The organism is Geminicoccus roseus DSM 18922 (assembly GCF_000427665.1).
GTDB lineage: Bacteria > Pseudomonadota > Alphaproteobacteria > Geminicoccales > Geminicoccaceae > Geminicoccus > Geminicoccus roseus.
This window is the reverse complement of the sequence record NZ_KE386572.1, coordinates 2,868,533-2,892,482: the sequence shown is the minus strand read 5'-3', so window position 1 is coordinate 2,892,482 and position 23,950 is coordinate 2,868,533. Positions and strand designations below refer to the sequence as shown.

Annotated in this window: 17 protein-coding genes and 1 tRNA gene; 1 reads left to right on the top strand and 17 read right to left on the bottom strand. The window is 65.9% G+C overall.

Annotated features, from left to right (window positions below; genetic code table 11):
- Nucleotides 1-81: 81 nt before the first annotated feature.
- The 15 genes from glgB to GEMRO_RS33545 all read right to left on the bottom strand — a co-directional run bounded on the left by glgB (nucleotide 82) and on the right by GEMRO_RS33545 (nucleotide 20,466).
- Nucleotides 82-2,298 carry a 1,4-alpha-glucan branching protein GlgB gene (gene glgB, locus GEMRO_RS0114500; RefSeq protein WP_027134564.1) on the bottom strand — a complete coding sequence of 739 codons (2,217 nt, stop codon included), beginning with the start codon at nucleotides 2,296-2,298 and terminating at the stop codon, nucleotides 82-84.
- Nucleotides 2,295-5,633, bottom strand: a complete 3,339-nt coding sequence (treS, locus tag GEMRO_RS0114495; protein WP_051329083.1) for a maltose alpha-D-glucosyltransferase — start codon at nucleotides 5,631-5,633, stop codon at nucleotides 2,295-2,297. Before treS ends, glgB begins: the two co-directional genes overlap by 4 nt.
- A 5-nt stretch (nucleotides 5,634-5,638) precedes the next feature.
- On the bottom strand, nucleotides 5,639-8,893 hold the full coding sequence (locus GEMRO_RS0114490; protein ID WP_051329082.1) for an alpha-1,4-glucan--maltose-1-phosphate maltosyltransferase: 3,255 nt from the start codon (nucleotides 8,891-8,893) through the stop codon (nucleotides 5,639-5,641).
- A 267-nt stretch (nucleotides 8,894-9,160) separates the two neighbouring features.
- Nucleotides 9,161-10,324 carry an MFS transporter gene (locus tag GEMRO_RS0114485; protein WP_084506983.1) on the bottom strand — a complete coding sequence of 388 codons (1,164 nt, stop codon included), beginning with the start codon at nucleotides 10,322-10,324 and terminating at the stop codon, nucleotides 9,161-9,163.
- A 64-nt stretch (nucleotides 10,325-10,388) separates the two neighbouring features.
- A complete protein-coding gene (locus GEMRO_RS29785; RefSeq protein ID WP_084506981.1) occupies nucleotides 10,389-11,852 on the bottom strand; it encodes an NAD(P)-binding domain-containing protein in 1,464 nt (487 codons plus the stop codon).
- 59 nt (nucleotides 11,853-11,911) lie between these two features.
- The gene (locus GEMRO_RS29780) at nucleotides 11,912-12,328 is read right to left on the bottom strand and encodes a PadR family transcriptional regulator (protein ID WP_035485346.1); all 417 of its coding nucleotides are present in this window, start codon (nucleotides 12,326-12,328) and stop codon (nucleotides 11,912-11,914) included.
- Between the two features lie 325 nt (nucleotides 12,329-12,653).
- Nucleotides 12,654-13,946, bottom strand: a complete 1,293-nt coding sequence (gene arsJ, locus GEMRO_RS0114470; RefSeq protein WP_027134560.1) for an organoarsenical effux MFS transporter ArsJ — start codon at nucleotides 13,944-13,946, stop codon at nucleotides 12,654-12,656.
- Nucleotides 13,943-14,974 carry an ArsJ-associated glyceraldehyde-3-phosphate dehydrogenase gene (locus GEMRO_RS0114465; protein WP_027134559.1) on the bottom strand — a complete coding sequence of 344 codons (1,032 nt, stop codon included), beginning with the start codon at nucleotides 14,972-14,974 and terminating at the stop codon, nucleotides 13,943-13,945. Before GEMRO_RS0114465 ends, arsJ begins: the two co-directional genes overlap by 4 nt.
- 1,082 nt (nucleotides 14,975-16,056) lie before the next feature.
- A tRNA-Pro gene (locus tag GEMRO_RS0114460) sits at nucleotides 16,057-16,134 on the bottom strand.
- 24 nt (nucleotides 16,135-16,158) lie between these two features.
- The gene (locus GEMRO_RS33550; RefSeq protein ID WP_084506979.1) at nucleotides 16,159-16,728 is read right to left on the bottom strand and encodes a MerR family transcriptional regulator; all 570 of its coding nucleotides are present in this window, start codon (nucleotides 16,726-16,728) and stop codon (nucleotides 16,159-16,161) included.
- Nucleotides 16,725-17,048 carry an integration host factor subunit alpha gene (locus GEMRO_RS0114450; RefSeq protein WP_035485344.1) on the bottom strand — a complete coding sequence of 108 codons (324 nt, stop codon included), beginning with the start codon at nucleotides 17,046-17,048 and terminating at the stop codon, nucleotides 16,725-16,727. The genes GEMRO_RS33550 and GEMRO_RS0114450 overlap by 4 nt, the downstream gene beginning before the upstream one ends.
- Before the next feature lie 149 nt (nucleotides 17,049-17,197).
- Nucleotides 17,198-18,169 carry a beta-ketoacyl-ACP synthase III gene (locus GEMRO_RS0114445; RefSeq protein ID WP_027134557.1) on the bottom strand — a complete coding sequence of 324 codons (972 nt, stop codon included), beginning with the start codon at nucleotides 18,167-18,169 and terminating at the stop codon, nucleotides 17,198-17,200.
- A gap of 8 nt (nucleotides 18,170-18,177) precedes the next feature.
- Nucleotides 18,178-19,218, bottom strand: a complete 1,041-nt coding sequence (gene plsX, locus GEMRO_RS0114440) for a phosphate acyltransferase PlsX (protein WP_027134556.1) — start codon at nucleotides 19,216-19,218, stop codon at nucleotides 18,178-18,180.
- Complete coding sequence (locus GEMRO_RS29770) at nucleotides 19,215-19,751, bottom strand: YceD family protein (protein ID WP_169728391.1); 537 nt, start codon at nucleotides 19,749-19,751, stop codon at nucleotides 19,215-19,217. Before GEMRO_RS29770 ends, plsX begins: the two co-directional genes overlap by 4 nt.
- Nucleotides 19,752-19,923: 172 nt before the next feature.
- The gene (locus GEMRO_RS33545; protein ID WP_169728390.1) at nucleotides 19,924-20,466 is read right to left on the bottom strand and encodes a ubiquinol-cytochrome C chaperone family protein; all 543 of its coding nucleotides are present in this window, start codon (nucleotides 20,464-20,466) and stop codon (nucleotides 19,924-19,926) included.
- Nucleotides 20,467-20,538: 72 nt separating this feature from the next.
- On the opposite strand from GEMRO_RS33545, the gene GEMRO_RS29760 reads away from it, so the two are divergent.
- Nucleotides 20,539-21,036: an outer membrane protein assembly factor BamE gene (locus GEMRO_RS29760; protein ID WP_051329079.1), complete on the top strand. Its 498-nt coding sequence runs from the start codon at nucleotides 20,539-20,541 to the stop codon at nucleotides 21,034-21,036.
- Between the two features lie 82 nt (nucleotides 21,037-21,118).
- On the opposite strand, the gene GEMRO_RS0114420 is transcribed toward GEMRO_RS29760, so the two are convergent.
- The gene (locus GEMRO_RS0114420) at nucleotides 21,119-23,224 is read right to left on the bottom strand and encodes a sodium-translocating pyrophosphatase (protein ID WP_027134555.1); all 2,106 of its coding nucleotides are present in this window, start codon (nucleotides 23,222-23,224) and stop codon (nucleotides 21,119-21,121) included.
- 136 nt (nucleotides 23,225-23,360) lie between these two features.
- On the bottom strand, nucleotides 23,361-23,945 hold the full coding sequence (locus GEMRO_RS0114415) for a hypothetical protein (RefSeq protein ID WP_157505595.1): 585 nt from the start codon (nucleotides 23,943-23,945) through the stop codon (nucleotides 23,361-23,363).
- Between the last annotated feature and the right edge of the window lie 5 nt (nucleotides 23,946-23,950).

Here is a 23,950-nt window from a genome sequence, read left to right as displayed (position 1 = left end):
AGGTTCCGTCCTCCCTCCGCGAACAAGCAGCGACCCGGTCCCGCAGAGGTTTCAGCGGAGTAGGGCCGCTCGTTCCGGTTGTCAGTCCTGCGGGCGCCAGCGGAACAGGACGGTGCTGAACGGGGGCAGGATGAGCTTCAGCGAAGCGGATTGTCCGTGGGCGCGGATCTCCTCGGTGGCGACCGCTCCGCCATTGCCAAGGTTGCTGCCCCCATAGACGGCAGCGTCGGTATTCAGGATCTCCTGCCACCAGCCTTCATGGGATACACCAACGCGGTAGTCGGCCCGGACCACGGGGGTCATGTTGCTGACGGCGAGGATGACGGTGCTCTGGTCGGGGGCGGTCCTCAGCATGGCGAACACCGAATTCGCCTGATCGTCGACGACGGCCCAGGCAAATCCTTCTGGATCCTGATCCGTCGCGTGCAGAGCAGGTTCGGAGCCGTAGATCCGGTTCAGGTCGCGGACCAGCCTCTGGACGCCGGCATGGCTGGGCTGGTCCAGGAGTTCCCAGGACACGGAGGAATCGTGGTCCCACTCCCGCTCCTGGGCGATCTCGATCCCCATGAAGAGGAGCTTCTTGCCGGGATGCGCCCACATGAAGCCGAGATAGGCCCGCAGGTTGGCGAAGCGCTGCCAGGCGTCACCGGGCATCTTCCGCAGGAGCGAGCCTTTGCCATGCACGACCTCGTCATGCGACAGCGGAAGGATGAACCGTTCCGAGTAGGCATAGACCATGCCGAACGCGAACGCGCCGTGGTTGTAGCTCCGATAGATCGGGTCCTGCTCCATGTAGTGGAGCGTGTCGTGCATCCACCCCATGTTCCATTTGAAGGTGAAGCCCAGCCCACCTTCCTCGGCCGGCTTCGTCACTCCCGGCCAAGCAGTCGACTCCTCCGCAATGGTGATCGCGCCCGGGCACCGGTCCCGAACGATGCTGTTCAGGTGCTTGAAGAACTCGATGGCTTCGAGGTTCTCCCGCCCTCCATACTGGTTGGGTATCCATTGGTCGTGCGCGCGGCTGTAGTCGCGGTAGAGCATGGACGCGACCGCATCGACCCGCAGGGCATCGATATGGTAGCGTTCCAGCCATTCCAGTGCGCTGGCGATCAGGAAGCCCTTCACCTCGTTACGACCGAGGTTGTAGATCAGGGTGTTCCAGTCCTGGTGGAACCCTTCCCGCGGATCCTGGTGCTCGTAGAGGGCGGTGCCATCGAACTGCGCCAGGCCGAACACGTCGGTGGGGAAATGCGCCGGCACCCAGTCCAGGATCACGCCGAGCCCGGCCTCATGGCACCGGTCGACGAAGCCGGCGAAGTCCTCCGGCGTGCCGTACCGCCCGGTCGGCGCGAACAGACCCAGCGGCTGGTAGCCCCAGGAGCCACCGAACGGGTGCTCCATGATCGGCAAGAGCTCGATATGGGTGAACCCCATGTCCACGACGTACGGGATCATCCGCGCCGCAAGTTCGGCCCAGTCGAGGCTGCGGTTGCCCTCTTCGGGGAAGCGCAGCCATGAGCCGACATGGACCTCGTAGATCGAGATCGGCGCCTGGTCGGTGTGGCGCTGGGCGCGGGAGTTCATCCACTCTGCGTCGGTCCAGCGAAAGGGCTCCGAGCGCGCCACGATCGAGGCGCTCCCCGGCGCGGCTTCGCTGGTGCGAGCGACCGGATCGGCCTTTTGCGGCAAGAGCTGTCCCTGCGGCCCGATCAGCTCGTACTTGTAGTGGTCTCCCGGCCCCAGCCGCGGAATGAACAGCTCCCATACTCCGGAAGCACCCCGCAGGCGCATCGGATGGCGGCGGCCGTCCCAGGCATTGAAGTCGCCGACTACCGACACACGACGAGCATTGGGTGCCCACACCGCGAAGCGGACTCCGGCCACTCCATGGACCGATATGGCCTGCGCCCCAAGGACATGGCTGAGTTCATAATGGGTCCCCTGCCCCACCAGGTGCAGGTCGAGATCGCCGAGCAGGAGCCCGAAGCTGTACGGGTCCTCCGTCTCCTGCACCGCTTCAGGCCAGTGGATGCGCAGCCGGTATGCCGCGTAATGGTCGAGAGAGGCGGCGAACAGGCCGCCCGGATGGACCAGTTCCATGGAAGCCAGCTGGTCGCCCGTTTCCCGCGCCAGGAGATCGACGGCCGTGGCACCCGGCATGAACACGCGCACGACCTGTCCGTCGTCCCGCGGATGCTGTCCCAGGATCGCGAACGGATCGCCATGACGTCCGTCGACCAGGGCCTGGACAGCGGCCGGGTCGAGGCCGGCCAGCAGCCGGTCGTGCCCGGCGGTCATGAAAGCTGCCCTTCGTCGACGCCGATCAGACGGTCGGCGACGCGCGCCAGACCGCGCAGCGGGATGCCCAGCCAGCGCGGACGGTTGGATGCTTCATACTGGATCTCGTACGCAGCCTTTTCCAGAACGAAGAGATCAAGCAGGGCAGCCCGCTTCTCGTCCGTGAAGCCCATCTGAGGTGCAGCGGCGAGGGCCTCGCCATAGCAGCCCAGGAAGGCCTGCTGCGCCTGTGCATGGAACTGTTCAAGCAGCGAGATCCGGATTTCCCGGAACTGCTGGGCGGCGACATCCTCGTCGGGCGGCAACGCGGACACTGCTGCATAGTCGAGGGACCGCAACAGGCCGGCCACATCCCGCAGCGGACTGGTCTTGGCACGACGTTCGTCCAGGACGCGCACGGGCTCCCCCTCGAAGTCGATGATGTAGGCGTCGCCGTGCGCGACCAGGATCTGGCCGAGATGGAAGTCACCGTGAATGCGCGTCAGCAGGGTACCTCGGCCGGCATCGGCGAACCGCTCGATCGCTGCGGCAAGCTGTTCCCGCTGGGCCAGGAGCCGGTCCGCCAGTTCGGCAAGGTCGGGTTCCAGGTCCTGTTTCGCCTGGGCGAGAATGTCGAGGGCGACGACCAGCTGGTCGTTGGCCCTCTTCTTCCATGCCTCGATCTCCTCCTTGCCGGCCTCCACCGGCGCAAAGGCGGGGTCATCGCTGGCAGCGGCAAGAGCCACGTGGAGTTCGCCCAAGCGACGACCGACAACGCCGGCGAAATTCTCGAGCGTGGTGAAGATTCCGTCGGCGGTAGCACCTTCCGCCTCGATCGGCGCCTGCTCGTCGACGGTGCGCTTCAGGTTCTCGAGCATCCAGTTCCAGGCATCGCCCTGGTTGCGGATGGCCCCCTGGACGATCGCCAGCGTGTGCGGCGTCCCATCCTGGGAGACCCGCACGATCTGCCCGAGCAGCGGCGCCGAGTTCTCGTAGCCGGCGTGGGTCAGGTACTGGGTCATCTCTGCCTCGGGATGGATCCCGGCCAGGACCCGCCGCACCAGCTTGATCATGGCGGCATCGCCGATGATCAGGGAGCTGTTCGACTGTTCGGCGGAGAGCCACCGGATCGGGACGTCCGCTGGCAGCTCGATGTCGTCCAGCTGCGGCATGCCCAGGAAGCGGATCTCTCCGTCCGGTGTCGGCGCCTTGGCCTGTTCGGCCAGTGCCTGCAGGACGGCATGCGCCCAACGGTCGACCGCAAACCCATCAGTCAGGAAGCCTACGCGCCGACCGCGCCGTACCCGGGCCAGGGCAAGCTGCTGGGCGAGCGGAGGTACGTTCGCCTGATCCCAGGCGATGCCGAGCGGCAGGCAGTAGCATTCGGTACGGTCGCCCACCGAGGCCCCGATCTCGGCCATCAGCACATCATCGGCATGTGGCATCGGCACCGCCCAGGCGATGCGGGCGCCCTTCAGCTTCTCGTTCTTCGAGGCGAACCAGCGGCGGATCGGCAGATAGGTCGGAAGGATGTCCTTTGCGATGACACCGGCCGTCCTGGTCTCCGTGATCTCCTCGAGCCGGTGGCGCAACACCAGCGTCTCGAACTCGGGCAGCTGTTCGGGCGGCGTCATCCGCCATGCCGGGGTGTCGGCCTCCGACATCAGCTGGAACCAGTAGAACCCGTAGGGCGGCAGGGTCAGGAGGTAGGTGAGTTGCCCGATCGGCGGGAAGGTGGACGGACCGGTCATCTCCACCGGGACATAGCCCGCCAGCGCCGACAGGTCCAACTCGACGGCCTGGGGCGTGCGCGACAGGTTGGCGACGCACAGGATCTTGTCGTCGCCGAGTTCCCGGAAATACGCCAGGACCTTGCGGTTCGACGGATAGAGAAGGCGGAACGTGCCGCGCCCGAAGGCCTGATGGCTGCGACGCAGCATCAGCATCCGCCGGGTCCAGTTCAGGAGCGAGTGCTGGTCCCGGCTCTGCGCCTCGACGTTGACCGAATCGAAGCCGTACACGGCATCCATGATGGGCGGCAGGACCAGGCTCGCCGGGTCGGCGCGGGAGAACCCGCCATTGCGGTCGGGCGACCATTGCATCGGCGTGCGGACACCGTCGCGATCGCCCAGATAGACATTGTCGCCCATGCCGATCTCGTCGCCGTAGTAGACGACCGGCGTGCCAGGCATCGACAGAAGGAGCGCGTTCATCAGTTCGATGCGCCGCCGGTCGCGCTGCATGAGTGGCGCCAGGCGGCGGCGGATGCCCAGGTTGATCCGCGCGCGCCGGTCGGCGGCATAGGTGTTCCAGAGATAGTCGCGTTCTTCGTCGGTCACCATTTCGAGGGTCAGCTCGTCATGGTTGCGCAGGAAGATCGCCCATTGGCAATTCTCCGGGATCTCCGGAGTCTGGCGCAGGATGTCGGTGATCGGGAAGCGGTCTTCCTTGGCGGTCGCCATGTACATGCGCGGCATCAGCGGAAAATGGAACGCCATGTGGCATTCGTCGCCGTCGCCGAAATATTGCTGGGTATCTTCTGGCCACTGGTTGGCCTCGGCCAGCAGCATCCGGTCCGGATAGGCCTCGTCCAGCGCCGCGCGGATCTTCTTGAGAATGTCGTGGGTCTCGGACAGGTTCTCGTTGTTGGTGCCCTCGCGCTCCACCAGATAGGGAATCGCATCCAGGCGCAGCCCGTCGATCCCCATGTCCAGCCAGAACCGCATGGCGCTCAGGACCTCCTCGAGCACCAGCGGGTTGTCGAAGTTCAGGTCGGGCTGGTGCGAGTAGAACCGGTGCCAGAAATAGGCGCCAGCCACCGGATCCCAGGTCCAGTTCGACTTCTCGGTATCGATGAAGATGATGCGGGTCTCGGGGTACTTTTGGTCGGTGTCGGACCAGACATAGAAGTCCCGCTCCGGCGACCCTGGAGGCGCATTGCGGGCGCGCTGGAACCAGGGGTGCTGATCGGAGGTGTGGTTGATCACCAGTTCGGTGATGACGCGCAGCCCCCGGGCATGGGCCTCACGCACGAAGGTCTTGAACTCGTCCAGCGACCCGTAGTCCGGGCTGACGTCCCGGTACTCGGCGATGTCGTAACCGTCGTCGCGCCGGGGCGATGGATAGAAGGGCAAGAGCCAGATCGTGTTGACGCCCAGGGAAGCGATGTAGTCGAGCTTCGCCAGCAGCCCTTCCAAGTCACCGATGCCATCATTGTTGGCATCGAAGAACGACTTCACATGAAGCTGGTAGATGATGGCGTCTTTGTACCAGAGCGGATCGGTGCGCGGCGTCGGATCCACGGTCTCGACGGCGACGTCGACATCCTCAACGGACGTGTCGTTCTTTTCGAGCATTTTTCTTAGCCCTTCGAGGTGAGACGCCAGATGGAGAAGGGAAGTTCTCCCGGATCACAGCGGACGCGCTGATACTTCCCCGTCCAGGTAAACTGCTGACGCCGCACCAGATCCTCGACTGCAACTGTAGCATGATCAGGAAGGCCGAACTTCCAGAGCGGGATCTCCACGTCAGCTTCCTGGACATGGTATGGATCGAGTCCTACCGCCACGAGCAGCACGTTCTCCCGGCCAGGAGTTGCCTTCTCGAAGAACAGGACGTTGTCGTTCCAGGCGTGAAGGAACGTGACGCCCAGATGCGAGTGAAGGGCAGGATTATCGCGCCGGATCCGGTTCAGGATCGAGATCTCGGTAATGATGTTGCCGGGCCGGTCCCAGTCCCATGCACGGATCTCGTACTTCTCGCTGTCGGCATACTCCTTCTTCTTCGCGTCAGGCCGGCCCTCGCAGAGCTCGAAGCCGTTGTACATCCCCCAGAGGCCGGACAGGGTCGTGGCCAGGGCCGCGCGGATCAGATAGGCGGAGCGGGGCGCATCCTGCAGAAAGTCGGGATTGATGTCAGGCGTGTTCACGAAGAAATGCGGCCGGAAATAATCCTTCGGCGCCGTCTGGGTCAGCTCGGTCAGGTACTCGGTCAGCTCCACCTTGGTATTACGCCAGGTGAAGTAGGTGTACGACTGGGAGAACCCGATCTTCGCGAGCCGGTACATGACCTTCGGGCGCGTGAATGCCTCAGCCAGGAAGACGGCATCCGGATGATCGCGCCGCACATCCGCGATCAGCCACTCCCAGAACGGGAAGGGCTTGGTGTGCGGGTTGTCGATCCGGAACAGCTTCACCCCCTGCTCGATCCAGAGCAGGATCACATTGCGCAGTTCCACCCACAAGGATGGCATCGCGCCCTTGGCGTAGAAGTCCACGTTGACGATGTCTTCGTACTTCTTGGGCGGGTTCTCGGCATACTTGATCGTCCCGTCCGGCCGCCAGTCGAACCAGTCCGGATGTTCCTTCAGCCATGGATGGTCCGGCGCGGCCTGGATCGCGATGTCCAGCGCGACCTCCATTCCGTGATCGGCCGCTGCTGCGACGAGACGGCGGAAATCCTCGAAAGTCCCCAGTTCCGGATGGATGGCGTCGTGGCCGCCTTCCTCCGAACCGATGGCGTAGGGACTGCCCGGATCCTCAGGCCCTGCCGTCAGGCTGTTGTTGCGGCCTTTGCGGTGGATCCGGCCGATCGGGTGGATCGGCGGCAGGTAGAGCACGTCGAAGCCCATGTCACGGATGGCGGGCAGCCGGCGGATGACGTCATCGAAGGTGCCGTGCCGGGCGGGATCGCCGCTCTGCGATCGCGGGAACAGCTCGTACCAGCTCGCAAACTCGGCTCCCGTCCGCTCGACATCCACCGGGACCGGCTCGGACCGCAGCCGGAAAGGCCGCCGGTCAGCTGCCTTCATCACCTCGGACGTGTCGCCGCCCAGCAGGATCTCGAGCCGGCTGTCATAGCCCGCATCGGCAAGCCGCGCCGCGATCGGCCGGAGCCGCCCGGCAACCTCTTCCTCCGCGTCGGCGAGAGCAGCCTCGACCAGCAGGCGCCCTTCCTCCAGTTCCAGGGTGACGTCGAGCCCGGCGCGATACTTGGTGGTCAGCTCGTACTGGAAGATGGCGAACGGGTCGCGCCAGGCCTCGATGGCGAATTCATGGCGGCCCAGGCGGATGGCGGGAAACTCGCCGGCCCAGCGGTCGTTGACCACGAGGCTCATGGGAGCCTCCCGCCATTCGGTCTCGTCGGCGGCCCGCCAGAACAGCGAAGCGGCAAGGCGGTCGTGACCGTCGCCGAAGATGTCGGCTTCCACCTGGATCAGCTGGCCCATGACCCGCTTCACCGGGAACCTGCCGCCATCTACGGCTGGGGTGATGTTGTCGATGATCAGCCTGGGCGCGGCAACGGCATCCTCGACGCCGGCAACCGTGGTTGCTCCCTGGACCGGCCTGACCGGCCGACCTTCTAGGATGCGGACCTCGCCCGGATGGAGTTTCACCGTGGTGGCCGGGGACAGTTCGGCGTCGCTTCCATCGATCTCGCGGAAGGGCGCCAAGCCTGCCTTGTCGCCCGAGATCAGGAACGAGCCGGCTATGTCGGCGCCATGACGAAGATCGGGATTCACGAGGATCAGCCGTCCCGTCCCGGCACGTCGCGCATCCTCGGAGTCAATCCTGAGCAAGGCAGCGGTCGCCGACGCGCCATCCACCACGAGTTGGAGCGGCCGGCCGGAAAAGCGCCCCTGGTCCTGCGCGAGCATGGCATTGGCGCTCTTCATCGCCGCGGAGAGGTCCAGGTTCCCGCGCTCCTTCAGCCCCGCCAAGCCGGCGGCGTCGCCTCGCGTCGGGTCGAGCCTGTCGCGGCAGCCATACTCGAAGCCCATTGGCACCAGGAGACCGTCGCCCAAGGCTGCAGCCAGCCTCAGGGCGCGGAGCGCCCGCCGCTCCAGCACCTCCTGTGCCTCCACCTCGTGCGCCACGCGCTCCGCAAACGGCGCTTCCGGAAAGGTGATCTGGCCGCCGATGCCGCGCTGCAGTTCATGCTCGTCGACCAGCCAGCTCTCCCGCAGGTCCCACCAGCGCAGCGAGGAGAAGGTCGCGTCGAAGCCGGCCGGGCGCAGCATGTGCCGCGCATCGAAGGTGGTGCCCGGGGTCCATGCCAGGAAGCGGGTATCGGGGGCGCGTTCGCGCACCGACCCGAGCAGATGCCCCAGCGCCGCCTGCGGAACCCGATCCCAGTGCAGGCAGCGATAGCCCGCGACGCCCGCGGACACGAGTTCACCCAGCCGCGCGGACAGCATCGACAGATAGGGATGATCCGCCGGCCTTACAGGATCGAAGGGAATGGTCACCCCTTCCCGATTCGCAGGGTCGCGTCTCGGATCGAGCCATCCGGCGTTTCCGCTGTCCAGCCCGAGTTCCCGGGCTATGACGCTGTCCACCGCAACCCGATCGACCACGACGTCGAGCATCAGATCCAGCCCGCGCGCCCGCGCCTTCTCGGTCAGCCGCGCGATGCCGTCGGTCGCATCCTCATGACCGAGATCTGGATGGAGCCTGGCCATGTCGGCCGGAAGGAAGACGCTGCCGCCACGCCCCGGGAAGAAGGGGGGAGCGGTCAGGACCGTATCGAACCCCAGGGCAGCGGCATGGTCGAACACGTGATCCCATGCGTCGAGCGCGCCGATCAGCAGCGGGTGCACATAGTAGATTCTGGGCATGGCATGGCCGGCATGTCCGATCGGATGCGCCTGGAAACCTGGGCGAAGGTCTTCTGGTGACACGGTGAGATCCGTCGCTGTTCCGCCTGGTCGATGAATGGTGACTCCCTAGCCAGCTGACGTCGAGCACCGATCACCCGACCAGAAGAGTTCCCTGGAAGGAACCCCACCGCGCCGCTCTCGTTCCACAGCCGTCCAAGATCAATTGTCCGACGGTCATCCAACGCTCAAGTTGCTCCGGTTACTTTCGTGCGAAGGACCTGTACGTCAGGTGACGGCAGGCCGGTTGCGCTGCATCGCGCAGAGCCAAAGGGTGACAACCAGGAGCAGGTTCAGGACAGCGAGCCCGACCAGCACGCCCAGCAGGTGCCGAGCACCCAGCGCGTCCAGCAGGACAGCGCCCATGAATGGCGTGACGGCCTGGGCGATCAGGCTCGGCATGGCAAGCCTGCCCATCAACGCGGCATAGCCCTTGGCACCGAAAAGGCTGAGCGGCAGCGTGCCGCGGGCGATCGAGTCCAGGCCGATCCCGGCGCCATAGAACATCAAGGTGATCGCCACGATGGGGAAGCCGGCCCAGAGCGTCCCAAGGCCGATGGCCACCGCCAGGGACGCGGCTGCCTTTGTCCAGATCGGATGATGATATCGGCCGACCATCATCTCGATCGCACGCGCACCCACCTGGGACGGGCCGATCAGGGCACCCAGGGCCACCGCAGCGCCGAGTTCGATCCCGTACGCCTGCAGGATGGTGAACAGGTACACCGACATCGTCGCCGAGATCACCGAGCCGATCGTGATGGCCGTAGCCAGCAGCAGGATGACCAGCATGGCTGCGCCAGGAGTGCGGGCAGGCATGGCAGGAGCCGGATCGGCACCAGCGGACAGGCTCGACGCATCCTTCTTCGCTGTCCCAGGCAGGAACAAGGCATAGACTGGCAACGCCAGGAACAGCTGGATGGCGGCATAGGTCAGGCAGGTCGACCGCCAGCCCAGCCAATCCACCAGGAAGGCTGAGAGGGGCCAGCACACCGTGCTGGCGAAGCCCCCGAACAGTGTAAGCGCGGTGATGGCCTGGCGCGCCGATGTTCCGTAGAGGCGCCCAAGGGTTGCGAAGGCTGCATCGTAGAGGCCAGCGCCCATCCCAAGGCCAAGGATCGCCCAGGCGATGAAATAGATCGGCAGGGTCGGCGCCAGCGCCAGCCCCGCCAAGCCCAGCGCCAGCAGCATGGCGCCGCCTGCCAGGACCGGCCGGCCGCCGCTGCGCTCGATGGCGCGGCCGACCATCGGTGAGACCAGACCCGCAATGAGCAGGCCAAGCGACAGCCCGCCGGCAGTCCAGGTGAGCGGCCAGCCGGTATCCCTGGCAATCGGCTGCGCCAGGACAGCGAGAAGATAATAGGAGGAGCCCCAGGCGAAGATCTGGGTCATGCCCAGCGCCGATATGATCGCGACCCGCTGTCTTGCAGGATTGGGCATGGCCGGAGGTGCTGCCTCAGCTGCCAGGGCAGCAAGCCAGGGCTGCCGCGGGCTCGGGCTGCACTGGTGTCTGGCCGGCACAGCCGCAGCCGCTCCCGCCAGCCTGCTTCGCCTCGGCATCGAGCGCGCAGCAGGCGTCGATGCCCGCCGGTGCCGGACCGCCACAGCACGAGCCCGCCGCTGCCAAAGGACCGCTGCAGACCCCGGTCTCCGGCAGGACAAGCTCGACCCGCCGGGCGGCCTCCTCGTCCCCGGCCAGATGGGCGGCGACCGAACGGGCCTGCTCGTAGCCGGTTGCGAGCAGGAAGGTCGGGGCGCGGCCGTATGACTTCATGCCAATGATGAACAGGCCGGGCTCGGGCTGGGCCAGCTCTGCCGCACCATGGGGTGGGACGGTCCCGCAGGAATGTTCGTTCGGGTCGATCAGCGGCGCGAGGCCGCGCGCGCACTCCAGTGCCGGGTCAAGATCGGTGCGCAACTCCCGGAGGAACGAAAGATCCGGCCGGAGACCGGTGGCGACGATCAGCTGGTCGACTACGGCGTGCTGCTCGCCGCTGGTCCCTTCACTGACCAGGAGCAGGGAGTTGTCGGCCTGACGCTCGATCCGCTTGAGCGCGAAGGGTGCGACTGGCTCGATCAGGCCCTGCTCCACCAACCCCCGCAGCGCCGATCCAAGAGCACCACGCCGCGGAAGCTGGTCAGCCTCCCCGCCGCCGAAGCTTCGGGCCAGGTCTGGCCGCCGGATCGCCCAGACAACGCGGGTCGTCGGCTCCGCCCTGCGCAGTTCGGCCAGGCTCAACAGGCAACCGATCGCCGAATCGCCGCCGCCCAGGACGAGCACGCGCCTGCCGGCATAGCGGGAGCGCTCGCCACCAAGGATATCGGGCATCCCATAGCGGATGCGGTCTGCATTGGTCCGCTCCCCCGGCGCCGGCAAACCACTGGCGCCCGCCGGACTGGGCGACAGCCAAGTGCCCGAGGCATCGAGCACCGCACGGGCATGAAGCCGCTCTTCGCTTCCATCGCCCTGCGCGATCTGGATCTCGAAGGCCTGCTTCTCCCGTCCCGGCGTCTTCACCTTGCCAAGGCCTGAGCGGCCAATGCCCATGACCCGGCTGTTCAGCCGGAGGTGCCGGGCGATTTCCGGCAGGGCCGCCAGAGGTTCCAGATACTGGGCGACGAGATCGGTGCCGGTTGGAAAGTCCTCTCCCCGCGGCGGGCTCCAGCCATGGCGATCGAGCAGGTCCACGGCAGCACGATCCAGGTTGAAGCTCCAGTTCGAGAACATCGGTACATGCCCCCAGTCACGCACCGCGCTGCCCACCGCCTCTCCCGCTTCGAGAATCACCGGCTCGATGCCGTAGCGCAGCAGATGCGCGGCCGCGGCCAGGCCGACCGGGCCGGCACCGATGACTGCGACCGGAAGGACGGGATGGTGGCTCACACCGTTGGCCCGCTCCATCCTCTCATGCTCCTTCATTCCGCACCCTCCATGGATCTATGCATCGAACATCAAGGTATTTGGCCAAGAGAAGCCTGTCAGCGACAGCAGGACCGGGATCCTGTCGAGACGAGCAGTCGCTCGGTGTCGACCAGAGCCTGGGTGATTTCCAGCCAGGCCTCCACGCCCACGGCAAACGCGATGCGCCCCTTCTCCGTCAGCGTGTACGTCTTTCGCTGCCGGCCTGAGACGACCATCGTCTCCGATGTGACGTAGCCGCCTTCCTCGAACTCGCGCAGCACCGGGTAGATCGTGCCCTCGGTCGGCGAACAGCAGCCATTGGTGACGCGCTCGACCGCCCGGGCGATGTCGTAGCCATGCATCGGCTGATCGTGCAGCACGCGCAGGATAAAGAACTTCGACAGGCTCATCTTAATCGTGCCGCTCCAGTAGGTCCGACTGGTGTAGTCGGGCACCTCGCGAGGCAGGCTGCGGACGGACTGGCTCTTGCTCATGAGAGAACTATATACCTCGACCATCTATGCATCAAGAGGTGTCTTCTCTGTGATGAGAGCGTTGCTCATGCCTCCACTCCCGATGCCATCCGGTCTCCGGGTCGCTGTCCTTCTGAGTTACGAAAGCTGAAGGGGGCGGGAGGTAGCGCGCACCAAGCTCGGTTATCTGCTTCCATCGGATGCTTGCGCCCGGTTCGGCCCGCAGGGCGATCGTCGCCCCTCGGGCAACGTCGTGGCGACCACAGGAGTTCAGGATTTGAAGGACTACCCGAGGGAGAGCCAAGGAGGCGAAGGCCATCGTCATGCCTTCGCCATCCTGCTCGGGTCACCGTTGAAGCGCCGGAGTACCACTGCCACGTACCCGGTTCGTCGGGAGTGCCGTGGTGATCAGCCAGCTGGCCAGGAGGAAGGAAGAGGATCCGGCGAGGCAACCGAGCACCCCATAGAACTGGTAGGTCAGACCGGAGAGAAGACAGCCGACCAGACGGCCTCCGGCATTCGCCATGTAGTAAAAGCCGACGTCCAGGGCGACCCGCTCGGCATTGGAGTAGGCCAGGATCAGGAAGGAGTGCAGCGAGGAGTTGAGAGCGAAGACAATCCCGAAGATACCCAGGCCGATGGCCACGATCAGGCCCGGATCCGCCAGCGCCGGGACGTCACCCGCCGGCTCGGCGACGGTGGTGACGATCTCCCATGGCAGGGTCGCGGCCAGGGTCAGGGCCAGGGCGAACGGGACCATGGCCAGCACCAGCGCCAGGACACGAGCCACCCGCACCTCGCTCGCGAGGCTTCCGGCGGTCTGGCGAACCAGCTTGGGCGCTGCAGCCTGGACGATGCCGTAGCCGATCACCCAGACAGCCAGGAAGGTCGCGACCTGGGTGAAGCTCCAGCCAGCGGCGTCATAGAGGAAAACCGGGACCCCGACCGCAAACCAGATGTCCCGGGCGCCAAACAGGAAGAAGCGAGCTGCGGACAGCAGGTTGATTTCCAGTGACTTTGCGAAGATCCCCTTGAAGGGTGCCTTCCCTTTGACACGACCCAGGTCAGGCGGCAGCGCCGCCAGCACGAGCACCAGGACGACGGCCAGACAGGCAGCCAGCAGAAGCAGCCCGGAGATGAAGCCGATCGTAGCCAGGAGCAGGCCGCCGACGAAGAACCCGATCCCCTTCATCGCATTCTTGGAGCCGGTCAGGATTGCCACCCACTTGAACAGCACACTCTCGCTGTTCTCCGGCACGACCAGCTTGATGGCGCTCTTGGAGCTCATCTTGGTCAGGTCCTTGGCGACCCCCGCCAATCCCTGAACCGCCACCGCGTAGAGGACCAACAGCCAGACCGGCCAGGCCGGATCGAGCAGCGTCAGGCCGAGCAAGGCCAGGATCTGCAGGATCAGCCCGCTGTACAGGGTGAGCTTCAGCCCGAACCGCACCGCGATCCAGCCGCCGATCAGGTTGGTGACGATGCCGCAGAACTCGTAGAGGACGAACAGGGTCGCGACCTGGAAGGGCGTGAAGCCCAGCGTATAGAAATGCAGCAGGACGAGCATGTGCAGCGCGCCGTCGGTGATGGTCTCGCCCCAGTAGGCGGCCGTCACGATCCCGTAGCTGCGCAGGTTCATCCTCGGTCCTGTCGAAGGCTGCCAGCGACCTTCGCCGCCAGATCGACCAGCCGGCACGCGTAGCCCATCTCGTTGTCGTACCAGGCGAAGATCTTCACGGATGTGCTATCGACGACCATGGTCGAGGGACCGTCGACGATCGACGAGCGGGTGTCGCTGCGAAAGTCGACCGAGACGAGTGGCCGGTGTTCGAAACCAAGAACGCCTCGAAGCGGGCCATCGGCCGCCATGCGCAGCAGATTGTTGACCTCCTCGACATCGGTTGGGCGCGCCACCTCGAAGACGGCGTCCGTCAGGGACGCGTTCAGAAGCGGCACCCGGATCGCTTGGCCGTTTAGCTTGCCCTGCAGCTCGGGATAGATCAGGCCGATCGCGGTGGCCGATCCGGTGGTGGTCGGGATCAGCGAGGTCAGCGCGGAGCGAGCCCGCCGCAAGTCCTTGTGCGGCGCATCCACCAGCACCTGCGTGTTGGTGACGTCATGGATGGTCGTGACGGCGCCATGGCGGATCCCGATGCCCTCATGGATCACCTTGACGATCGGTGCGAGGCAGTTGGTGGTGCAGGAGGCGGCGGTCAGCAGCCGATGCTCGGCCGGATTGTAGAGATGGTCGTTGCAGCCCATCACCACGTTCAGCGCCCCATCCTTGACGGGAGCCGCTACGATGACGGCTTTTGCCCCCCGCTCGAAATAGGGAGCCAGCGACTTCGCCGTGACGAACTTGCCGCTGCATTCCAGGACGATGTCGATGCCGAGGTCGCCCCAATTCAGCGTTCCAGGCTGCGGCGCTTCCGTGAAACGAAGCTGCTTGCCTGCGATGGCAATCCCACCATCGTCCGCCGCGATCTCCGTGCGCCAGCGTCCATGGGTGCTGTCGAACTCCAGCAGATGGGCGGTGGCGGCCGGTCCACCCTTGATCTCGTTGAGATGAACAATATCCAGGCTGGGCATGCCCGTGCCGACGCCGCCGAAGGCGGCACGCAGCGCCAGCCGGCCGATCCGACCCATCCCGTTGATCGCGACCTTCATGACGTTGAATCCTCCGCATCCGGATGAAGGCGCCCGATCGCCTTCGCCGCACATCTCGCGCCCAGCCGGTGGAGCGAGCGTCCCGGCAGGCTGATCAAATCTCGAGCTCGCCATTTCGGCTTCTGGGCCATCCGACGTGCGACGGCGGCTGCCAAACCCGGGGCACCGCCATGAATGGCGTTCAAGCGCCCCGGCCAGACTGGAGGAGCCTCATCGGCGACGCGGCCATAGATGGTGGCCGTGACGCTCATGGCTGGCACCGTGGTCGAGGCTGGCCCGTTCCGAGCCCCAAGCTCCTCCGTTCTCTGACCAAGCCTGCCCGAAGCCGGGCGGCATCGCTGATCCACGGAGCGGCATCTTGGGAAGTCTTCCGTCATGAGGTTGTCCCATTCGATGGGCAACATAGGAGGAGTTCTGCAATTGAAGGCGTCAACAGGCCCACGCCTCATGAGCACGCAGAAGGTTTCCAGCCGGATCGTCCGTGCAAAGGCAGCCAAGGCCTCGGCAGACCCCTTGATATCGATACATCCAGCATTATGGATATTTTGTCGACCGGTCAAGGCCGACAGGTGTCTCTGGGGGTCGAGCAGAAGGTCTCCGCATCCGCACAGCGCGGCCAACCCCGACCTCACGCCCCTCCTGCCAAGCCGCCTCTACCACGGCGAGACGATGCTGGGGCCGATACGACCAAGAGCCGAATCCGCGAGAGGCTTCTGGTCAAGCAATTGAACATCCGGGGCCGAGTCGCCGGGAGCTGCGGCAACGTTTCAATCCGCATTGAACCCAGCTTCGAGCCGATCCGAGACCTTGCGACCTCTTGCGAAGTTACGCGCAAGGTCGGTGAAGCTCTTCTCAGGGCCATCGTTGAAGGTTCTACCGGCCGTGGATCGTTCTGTCTTTGAAATGAACCGCCACCACCGCTTCACGTAGCCCCAGACGGCGTCGCTGGCTGGAAGGCAGCAGCAGAAGGTCCTGCGCAGGCTTGGGAGAGCAGATATCGGGGCGGAACATCAGCGCCCGGATCGGTACGCTTAGCGGCTGTCCTGGGCCAGAACATCAGCGGGCCGCCTCACTCGGGAGAATGGTCGGAGCGGGGAGATTCGAACTCCCGACCCCCAGTCCCCCAGACTGGTGCGCTAACCGGGCTGCGCCACGCTCCGTGCGGAGGGGTCGATAGCACCGTATCAGGGTTCCGACAATGACAGCTTTGCCTGATCCGCGATTTGCTGGGCATACTCGGCCAGGACAAGCAATTCATCCCGAAGCTCGACCAGAGCCTGACGCTGCTCCGCCATCTCCGGGGCTGCCGCCCCCTGCCGGTCCGGCGACGGCCGGTCGTCCGGGAGGCCGGGCGGCACGGCAGCCGGAACCGGCGGATTCGACGGTGCCGGGATCCGCGGGATCTCGGGCTGGCTGCCGGGAGCGTTGGCCGCAGCCTCGCCTGCGTCGGACGGCCCACGCCGCCGTACCCGCAGGAGCTTCTGCACGCCCTTGATCGTATAGCCCTCGTCATAGAGCAGGCTGCGGATCCGGCGAAGGAGATCGATGTCCTCGGGTCGATAATAACGGCGACCGCCACCCCGCTTGAGCGGACGGACCTGCGGAAACTTGCTTTCCCAGAAGCGGAGGACGTGCTGCGCCACGTCCAGTTCCTCCGCCACCTCGCTGATGGTGCGAAATGCGCTGGCCGCCTTGGTCGAGCGCACGGAGCGGTCGCTGGTTCCGCCTGCTGCTCCGACCAAGGTCTCGCTCATGCGTCGCGATCCGCCGCGGTCGGCGGATCTTCGCCGTTCAACCGGGCCTTGAGCACCTGCGACGGCCGGAACACCAGCACCCGCCTCGGCAGGATCGGCACTTCCTCGCCGGTCTTGGGATTGCGCCCCAGCCGCTCGCCCTTCTGGCGCACCGCAAAGGTGCCGAACGACGAGATCTTCACCGTTCCATCGGAGATCAGGGCTTCGGAGACCCGATCAAGCACCTCGTCGACCAGGGTCGCCGATTCGCTCCGGGACAGCCCAACCTCCTGGAAGACGGCCTCCGCCAGATGCGCCCGTGTGACCGTCCGCTCGGCCATGCTGGATCTCGTCCCTCTCGGCAGAACCACTCGCCAAGTCACGGTAAATCAACGCGATCCTTCAACGCAAGAGAAGAGCGTCGATCAGTTCGCGCCAGAGGCGATAGCAACCGGAGGGAGATGACTGGCGGGCGGCAGACGCGGATTGGTCACCAGCGGAGCAGGGTAGCGCCCCAGGTGAAGCCACCTCCCATCGCATTCAGCACGAGCAGGTCGCCTTGACTGATCCGCCCATCCTTCACCGCGACGTCCAGCGCCAAAGGAATCGACGCAGCCGACGTATTGGCATGCTGATCGACGGTCATCACGACATGATCGGCCGACAGATCCAGGCGCTTGCCCACCGCCTCGATGATCCGCCGGTTGGCCTGGTGCGGGATCAGGTAGTCGACATCGGCAAGCCGGAGGCCAGCCTTCGCGACGACCTCGATCGCGGCCTCCGACAGCCGCTGCACGGCATGGCGGAAGACTTCCCGCCCGTTCATCCGCAGGACACCCACCGTCCTGGTCGCGGAAACGCCGCCATCGACGTAGAGATGATCGTACTGGCGGCCATCCGCACCCAGGGCGGTGGCGAGAACGCCACGGTCGGTCACCCGCCCCGAGGCTTCCACTGCGCTCAGGATCATCGCGCCGGCGCCATCGCCGAACAGGACGCAGGTCGAGCGATCACCGAAGTCGAGGATGCGCGAGAAGGTCTCCGCGCCGATCACCAGCGCCCGCCTGACACGGCCGGTGACCAGCATCGCGTCGGCCACCGAGAGCGCGTAGGCGAACCCGGCGCAGACGGCCTGGATGTCGAACGCGACCCCGACCGGGAGACCAAGCTTGCGCTGGACCGCCGTGGCGGTGGCAGGAAAGGTGTTGTCGGGGGTGGACGTGGCGACCAGCACCAGATCGATGGAGGCGGGCTCGATCCCGGCATCCTCGATCGCCCGCATGGCAGCCGCCACGGCCAGATCCGAGGTGGTCTCGCCTTCGGCGGCGAAGTAGCGGCGGGTGATGCCGGTCCGCTCGCGGATCCACTCGTCCGATGTGTCGACGGTCTGCGCGAGCTCGTCGTTGGTGACCATCCGCGCAGGAAGATAGGAGCCGATACCGAGGACGATCGAACGCAACATGATGAACCTCAGCCGGCCACAGCGGCAGGTGCGCCGGCATCCCGCCCGGCGACGCTGGTCATTTCCTCGATGATCCGCTCGTTCGCGCTGGCCCGGACCAACTCGACCGCCGCGCCGATCGCATGCCCGAACCCGACGGCGTCGGTTCCGCCATGGCTCTTCACCACGACGCCGTTCAGCCCGAGCAGCATGGCGCCGTTGTAGCGGCGCGGGTCGAGGCGGGTGCGGAGCCCGTCCAGGGCCGGCTTGGCGAGCAGATAGCCGATCTTGGCTCGCCAGCCCGAACGGAAGGCCTGTCGCAGGAAGGAACTGTACATGCTGGCAGTTCCCTCGGCGATCTTGAGCGCGACATTCCCGGTGAAGCCGTCGGTGACCACCACGTCGACCGCACCGTTGGTGACGTCGGTACCTTCCACGAACCCATAGAAATCCCGGCCAAGGGGACTGGCCCGCAAGGTAGCCGCGGCACCCCGGATGACCTCGTTGCCCTTGAGGTCCTCGGTGCCGATGTTGAGCAGGCCGATCTTGGGTTCCGCCACCCCGGTGACGATCCGCGCGAACACATGCCCCATCACCGCGAACTGGACCAGATGCTCGACGTTGCAGTCGACGTTGGCGCCAAGATCGAGGACCACCGCGGTGTTCTGCTTGGTCGGCATCGGTCCGGCGATCGCCGGCCGGTCGATGCCCGGCAGCGTCTTCAGGACGAACTTCGCCATCGCCATCAGGGCGCCGGTGTTGCCGGCCGAAACGGCGGCCGCGGCCGAGCCGTCCTTCACCGCGTTGATCGCCAGCCGCATCGACGACTGACGCCCCTGGCGCAACGCCAGCGAGGGCTTGGCATCGCCCGCAACAAAATCGGCGGTGTGGACCAGCGGCATCGCCGCGATCTCGGGATGCCGGGCCAGATGCGGCCGGACCTTGGCTTCGTCGCCGAACAGCAGGAAGCTCACCTCGGGAAAGCGCTTGCGGGCGAGGGCCGCGCCGTCGACGACGATCTCGGGCGCGTTGTCGCCACCCATGAGGTCAAGCGCGATGATCAGGCTCATGATCGGCGGAGCGCCGCAAGGGCCTGGAACGGGCTTGGGGCATCGTCCCCTCCTGCAAGGTCGGGCTCGACTCCCGGCAGGCGCGGATGAGGATCCAGCGCCAGCGACAGTTCTTCCACGACCGTTTCGCCCAGATCGATCGTATCGCCTTCCAGGGGCTCCATGTCGGGTGCCTCGGCGTCGATCGTCTCGGCCCCCTCCTCCATGGAGGGGGTCCATCCCGGCACATACAGCCGCTCGAACTCTGCGGAGAGTTCCACCGGCAGCGGCTCGAGCGTGACCACGCAGGTCTGGGTCACCTTCGCCTTCAGACGTCCGCGCAGGCGGACATTGTCGCCTGGCGCCGGCCGATCCAGGGTGCATTCCGCCTGCAGCGCTTCGACGTCCTGAAGTTCGAGTCGCTTGGCCACTGCAACCCGCTCATCCGGCTTCGCCTCGATGTGCACCATCACCGGCGTGCCAGTGACCTGGTCCACCTTCTGGCGACGCTGGAATTCAACCGACCAGTCCACGCACATCCCCCGCAGCGCCATCGTCCCCGCGCGCCACCTCAGCACCATAGGATGGATACCAGCTACGAAACGACAAGGCCGACCTTCGGCCGGATTGATGACCGGGCCCTGGTTGCATGGCTACCCACGATTGGGCGCGGAAAGTAGGGCCCGGACTTTGGGGGGTCAAGGTGCGCGGAATGGATCGCCGGTCTCAGCCCTCGGCGCGAAGGCGCTGGAGAACCGCCAGCAGATCCCGGGCAAGCCCCGGCCCGTCGACGTCGGCACTTCCCTCGTCACCGGCCAGGTTCTTCTCCAGGAACGCCGCGAGTTCCTGCAGGGCCTCCGGCCCGGTCGACCGGCCCGGCAGCGGAAGCACCCGCTCCGCCAGGACGACCCTGGCCTGCCAGGTCTCCCCGAGCTTGCGCATCTCCCGTCCCACGGAGAGGTCCCCGACGCCGATCTCGCGCAGCGAGCGGTCCATGTCCGTGAACATGTGGTCGACCAGGACCTGACCGAGACGCGGGTCCACCCCGCTCCGGCCGGTCAGCGCCGCGAGTTGCACCAGCACCTGCCACGCCACCATCTCGTAGCGCCCTGCGGGCGTGTCGGGCACCCCGAACTGGTTGAACAGTTCCGGGCGCCGCGCCCTTCTCACCGCCTCAGCATAGAGAGTGGCCGCGGCGGTTTCCTTTCCACCGGAGGAGACCAGCCTCCGGAGGCGGGCGACGATCCCGCCTTGTTGCGCAGAGTTCATGCGATTAAGTTTCCGTGACGCTGGTCGCAGGCCGGTGTCCCGCCCGCCAAGGTTAAGGATCGAGCCCTTCCGATGACGTCGCGCCGCACGATTCGGCTCATGCTTCCTGCACTGGCCCTGTTCGGCCTCGGAGCGTGTTCGCCCACGATCGACAACCACGGCCATCGGTTCGATGCCGATATGGCCGGAGCCATCATTCCGGGGGTGACATCCAAGCAGGAGGTGACGCGGCTGATGGGCTCGCCCTCCGCACTGGCGACGTTCGAAGACAACCAGTGGTACTACGTGTCTCAGAAGACGGAACGCAAGTCGTTCTATCAGGCGGAGATCACCGACCAGCAGGTCCTGGCGATCACGTTCGGCGAGGACGGGCTGGTCAGCGACATCCAGCGCGCGGACCTTTCCCAGGCCGAACCGATCACGCCGGTCACTGACGTGACCCCGACGACCGGCAATGAGCTCAGCCTCGCGCAGCAGCTCCTGGGCAATATCGGGCGCTTCAACACCGACTCCAAGCCGCGTGACCGGGCGCCACCCTTCTGGAGCCAGACAGGCCGCCCCGGCAGCTGAGCGGGTTCCAGCGCTCCCAACATGACGAAGCCCGGCCGGATCGCTCCGGCCGGGCCAGTTTTTGCCGATGGATCCGGCTTGGTCAGCCTGCGGCCATGCCGCCCATCGCCGCAAGAATCAGCAGCGCCACGATGTTGATGATCTTGATCATTGGATTGATCGCCGGACCGGCCGTGTCCTTATAGGGATCGCCGACCGTGTCGCCGGTCACCGCGGCCTTGTGGGCGTCGGAGCCCTTGCCGCCGTGATGCCCCTCCTCGATCAGCTTCTTCGCATTGTCCCACGCACCACCGCCGGTGGTCATCGAGATCGCCACGAAGATGCCGGTCACGATGGTGCCGAGCAGCATCGCGCCCAGCGCCACGAAGGCCTGGGCCTGGCTGTCGACGGCCGCGATGATCAGGTAGAGCACGATCGGCGCCAGGACCGGCAGCAGCGACGGCAGGATCATCTCCTTGATCGCAGCCTTGGTCAGCATATCAACCGCCCGGCTGTAGTCCGGCTTGGAGGTGCCGGCCATGATGCCGGGATTCTCGCGGAACTGGCGGCGAACCTCCTCGACGATCGCCCCAGCCGAGCGGCCGACCGCCTTCATCCCCATGGAGCCGAACAGATAGGGCAGCAGGCCGCCGACGAAGAGGCCGATCACCACATAGGGGTCGGACAGGTTGAAGGCGAGATTGGCGTACTGCGGGAAGTAATGCCCCAGATCCTGCACGTAGGCGGCGAACAGCACCACCGCGGCGAGGCCCGCGGAGCCGATCGCGTAGCCCTTGGTGACCGCCTTGGTGGTGTTGCCCACGGCATCCAGCGCATCGGTCGTGACACGGACCTCCTTGGGCAGGTCCGCCATCTCGGCGATGCCGCCGGCATTGTCGGTCACCGGCCCGTAGGCATCCAGGCCGACCACCACGCCGGTCAGCGCCAGCATCGTCGTCGCGGCGACGGCGATGCCGTAGATGCCGGCCAGCAGGTAGCTGACCAGGATCCCGGCGCAGATCACCAGAACCGGAAGCGCGGTCCCTTCCATGGACACCGCCAGTCCCTGGATCACGTTGGTGCCGTGGCCGGTCTCGCTGGACTTCGCGATCGAGCGGACCGGACCATGAGCGGTCGACGTGTAGTAGTCGGTGATCCACATCATGAGGCCGGTGACCGCCAGGCCCACCAGCGTGCAGCCAAACACGTTGAGCCAGCCGAACGGCCTGCCGACGGAGGGCGTGAAGTCCACCCCGCCCAGCATGATGAGGCAGAAGAGCAGCAGCAGGACCGCCGAGATCGCCGCCGCCACGATGAAGCCCTTGTAGAGGGCTGTCATGATGTTGTTGTTCGCGCCGAGCTTGACGAAGTAGGTGCCCACGATCGACGCGATCAGGCAGGCGCCGCCCACCACCAGCGGGAACAGCATCAGGGTAGCCTGCTGGGCGCCGTCAAAGAAGATTGCGCCAAGCAGCATGGTGGCGACCATGGTCACCGCGTAGGTTTCGAACAGGTCGGCGGCCATGCCGGCGCAGTCGCCGACATTGTCGCCGACATTGTCCGCGATCACGGCCGGATTGCGCGGGTCATCCTCAGGAATGCCTGCCTCGACCTTGCCAACCAGGTCGGCGCCTACATCGGCACCCTTGGTGAAGATGCCGCCGCCAAGTCGAGCAAAAATCGAGATCAGAGAGGCGCCGAAGGACAGGCCGACAAGGGCTTCCAGGATCTTGCGCTCATCGACGCCCATGGCGAGGAGCAGGCCGAAATAGAGCGACACGCCCAAGAGGCCCAGGGCGACCACGAGCATGCCGGTAACGGCACCCGCCTTGAAGGACACGTCCAGGCCCCGCGCCAGCCCCTGGCGGGCTGCTTCCGCCGTGCGGACATTGGCCCGGACCGAAACGTTCATGCCGATGAACCCGGCCGCGCCCGAGAGCAGTGCCCCGATCGCGAACCCGATCGCCGGGTAGATCCCGAGCAGGACGCCGAGGATCACCAGGATCACCACCCCGACGATCGCGATGGTGGTGTACTGCCGGTTCAGATACGCCCCGGCACCCTCCTGGATGGCGCTGGCGATCTCTTGCATTCGTTCATTGCCTGCGGGGAGTGCCAGGACCTGGGCACGCGTCATCACGCCATAGCCAAGCCCGGCCACCCCGCAGGCGATCACCACGAAGTATAGGAAGATCTCGAAGCCCGTCATCTTTTGCCCCCCTAGGCGGCAAGGGGATGCACCCGGCCTGGAGAGGTCGGGCGGTCGCCCGTGCCACGTGGCCGGCCGATCGACGGGCTAACGTCATCGGCCGGGTATGGGGCAAAGTTCTAAGGGTGCCGGTCGGCTACTGTCCACTTCCCGCCGCATTCCCTTCGGTCGCAGGCGGCTCGGGCGCGACCGGAGGCTCGGCCGTGGCCGGCGCCTCGCCGGTCCGGTCGCGCACCTGCTGTGCCGTCGGCTCAAAGCCCACCAGGACCGACCAGATCGCCGGCTCGTCCTGGTAGGTCCGCGGCAGGCGCTGGCGCAGGGTTTCCCGGCGCAGCGCCCGGCGCTCGTTGCGCCCGGGCTGCATCACCACGGGAAAGGTCTGCTTGTCGACGACCTCGCCGCTCTCGTTGGTGACGGCGACGAAATAGGCGAGCTGCACCGGGCTTCCGTCAAAGGCCGGGCCGGTCCGCAGGTCGACGGTGACGTCCATCTCTACGAAATAGTCGAACTCGCGCGGATCGCAGATCGAGGCGAGATCGCCCAGCCGCGCCGTCCATGCCAGCTGCCCAGTCTCGTCGCCCTTCTCGGTGGACTGCAGGTCGGCGACCAGGGTTGGCCGGGGGCAGTAGGGAGCTGTGCTCCCGAACCCGGCATTGTCGCTGGAACATGCCCCCAGGCCGAGAACGACGGCAGCTGCGAGAAGCGATCGGATCGTGCTCATCTTCA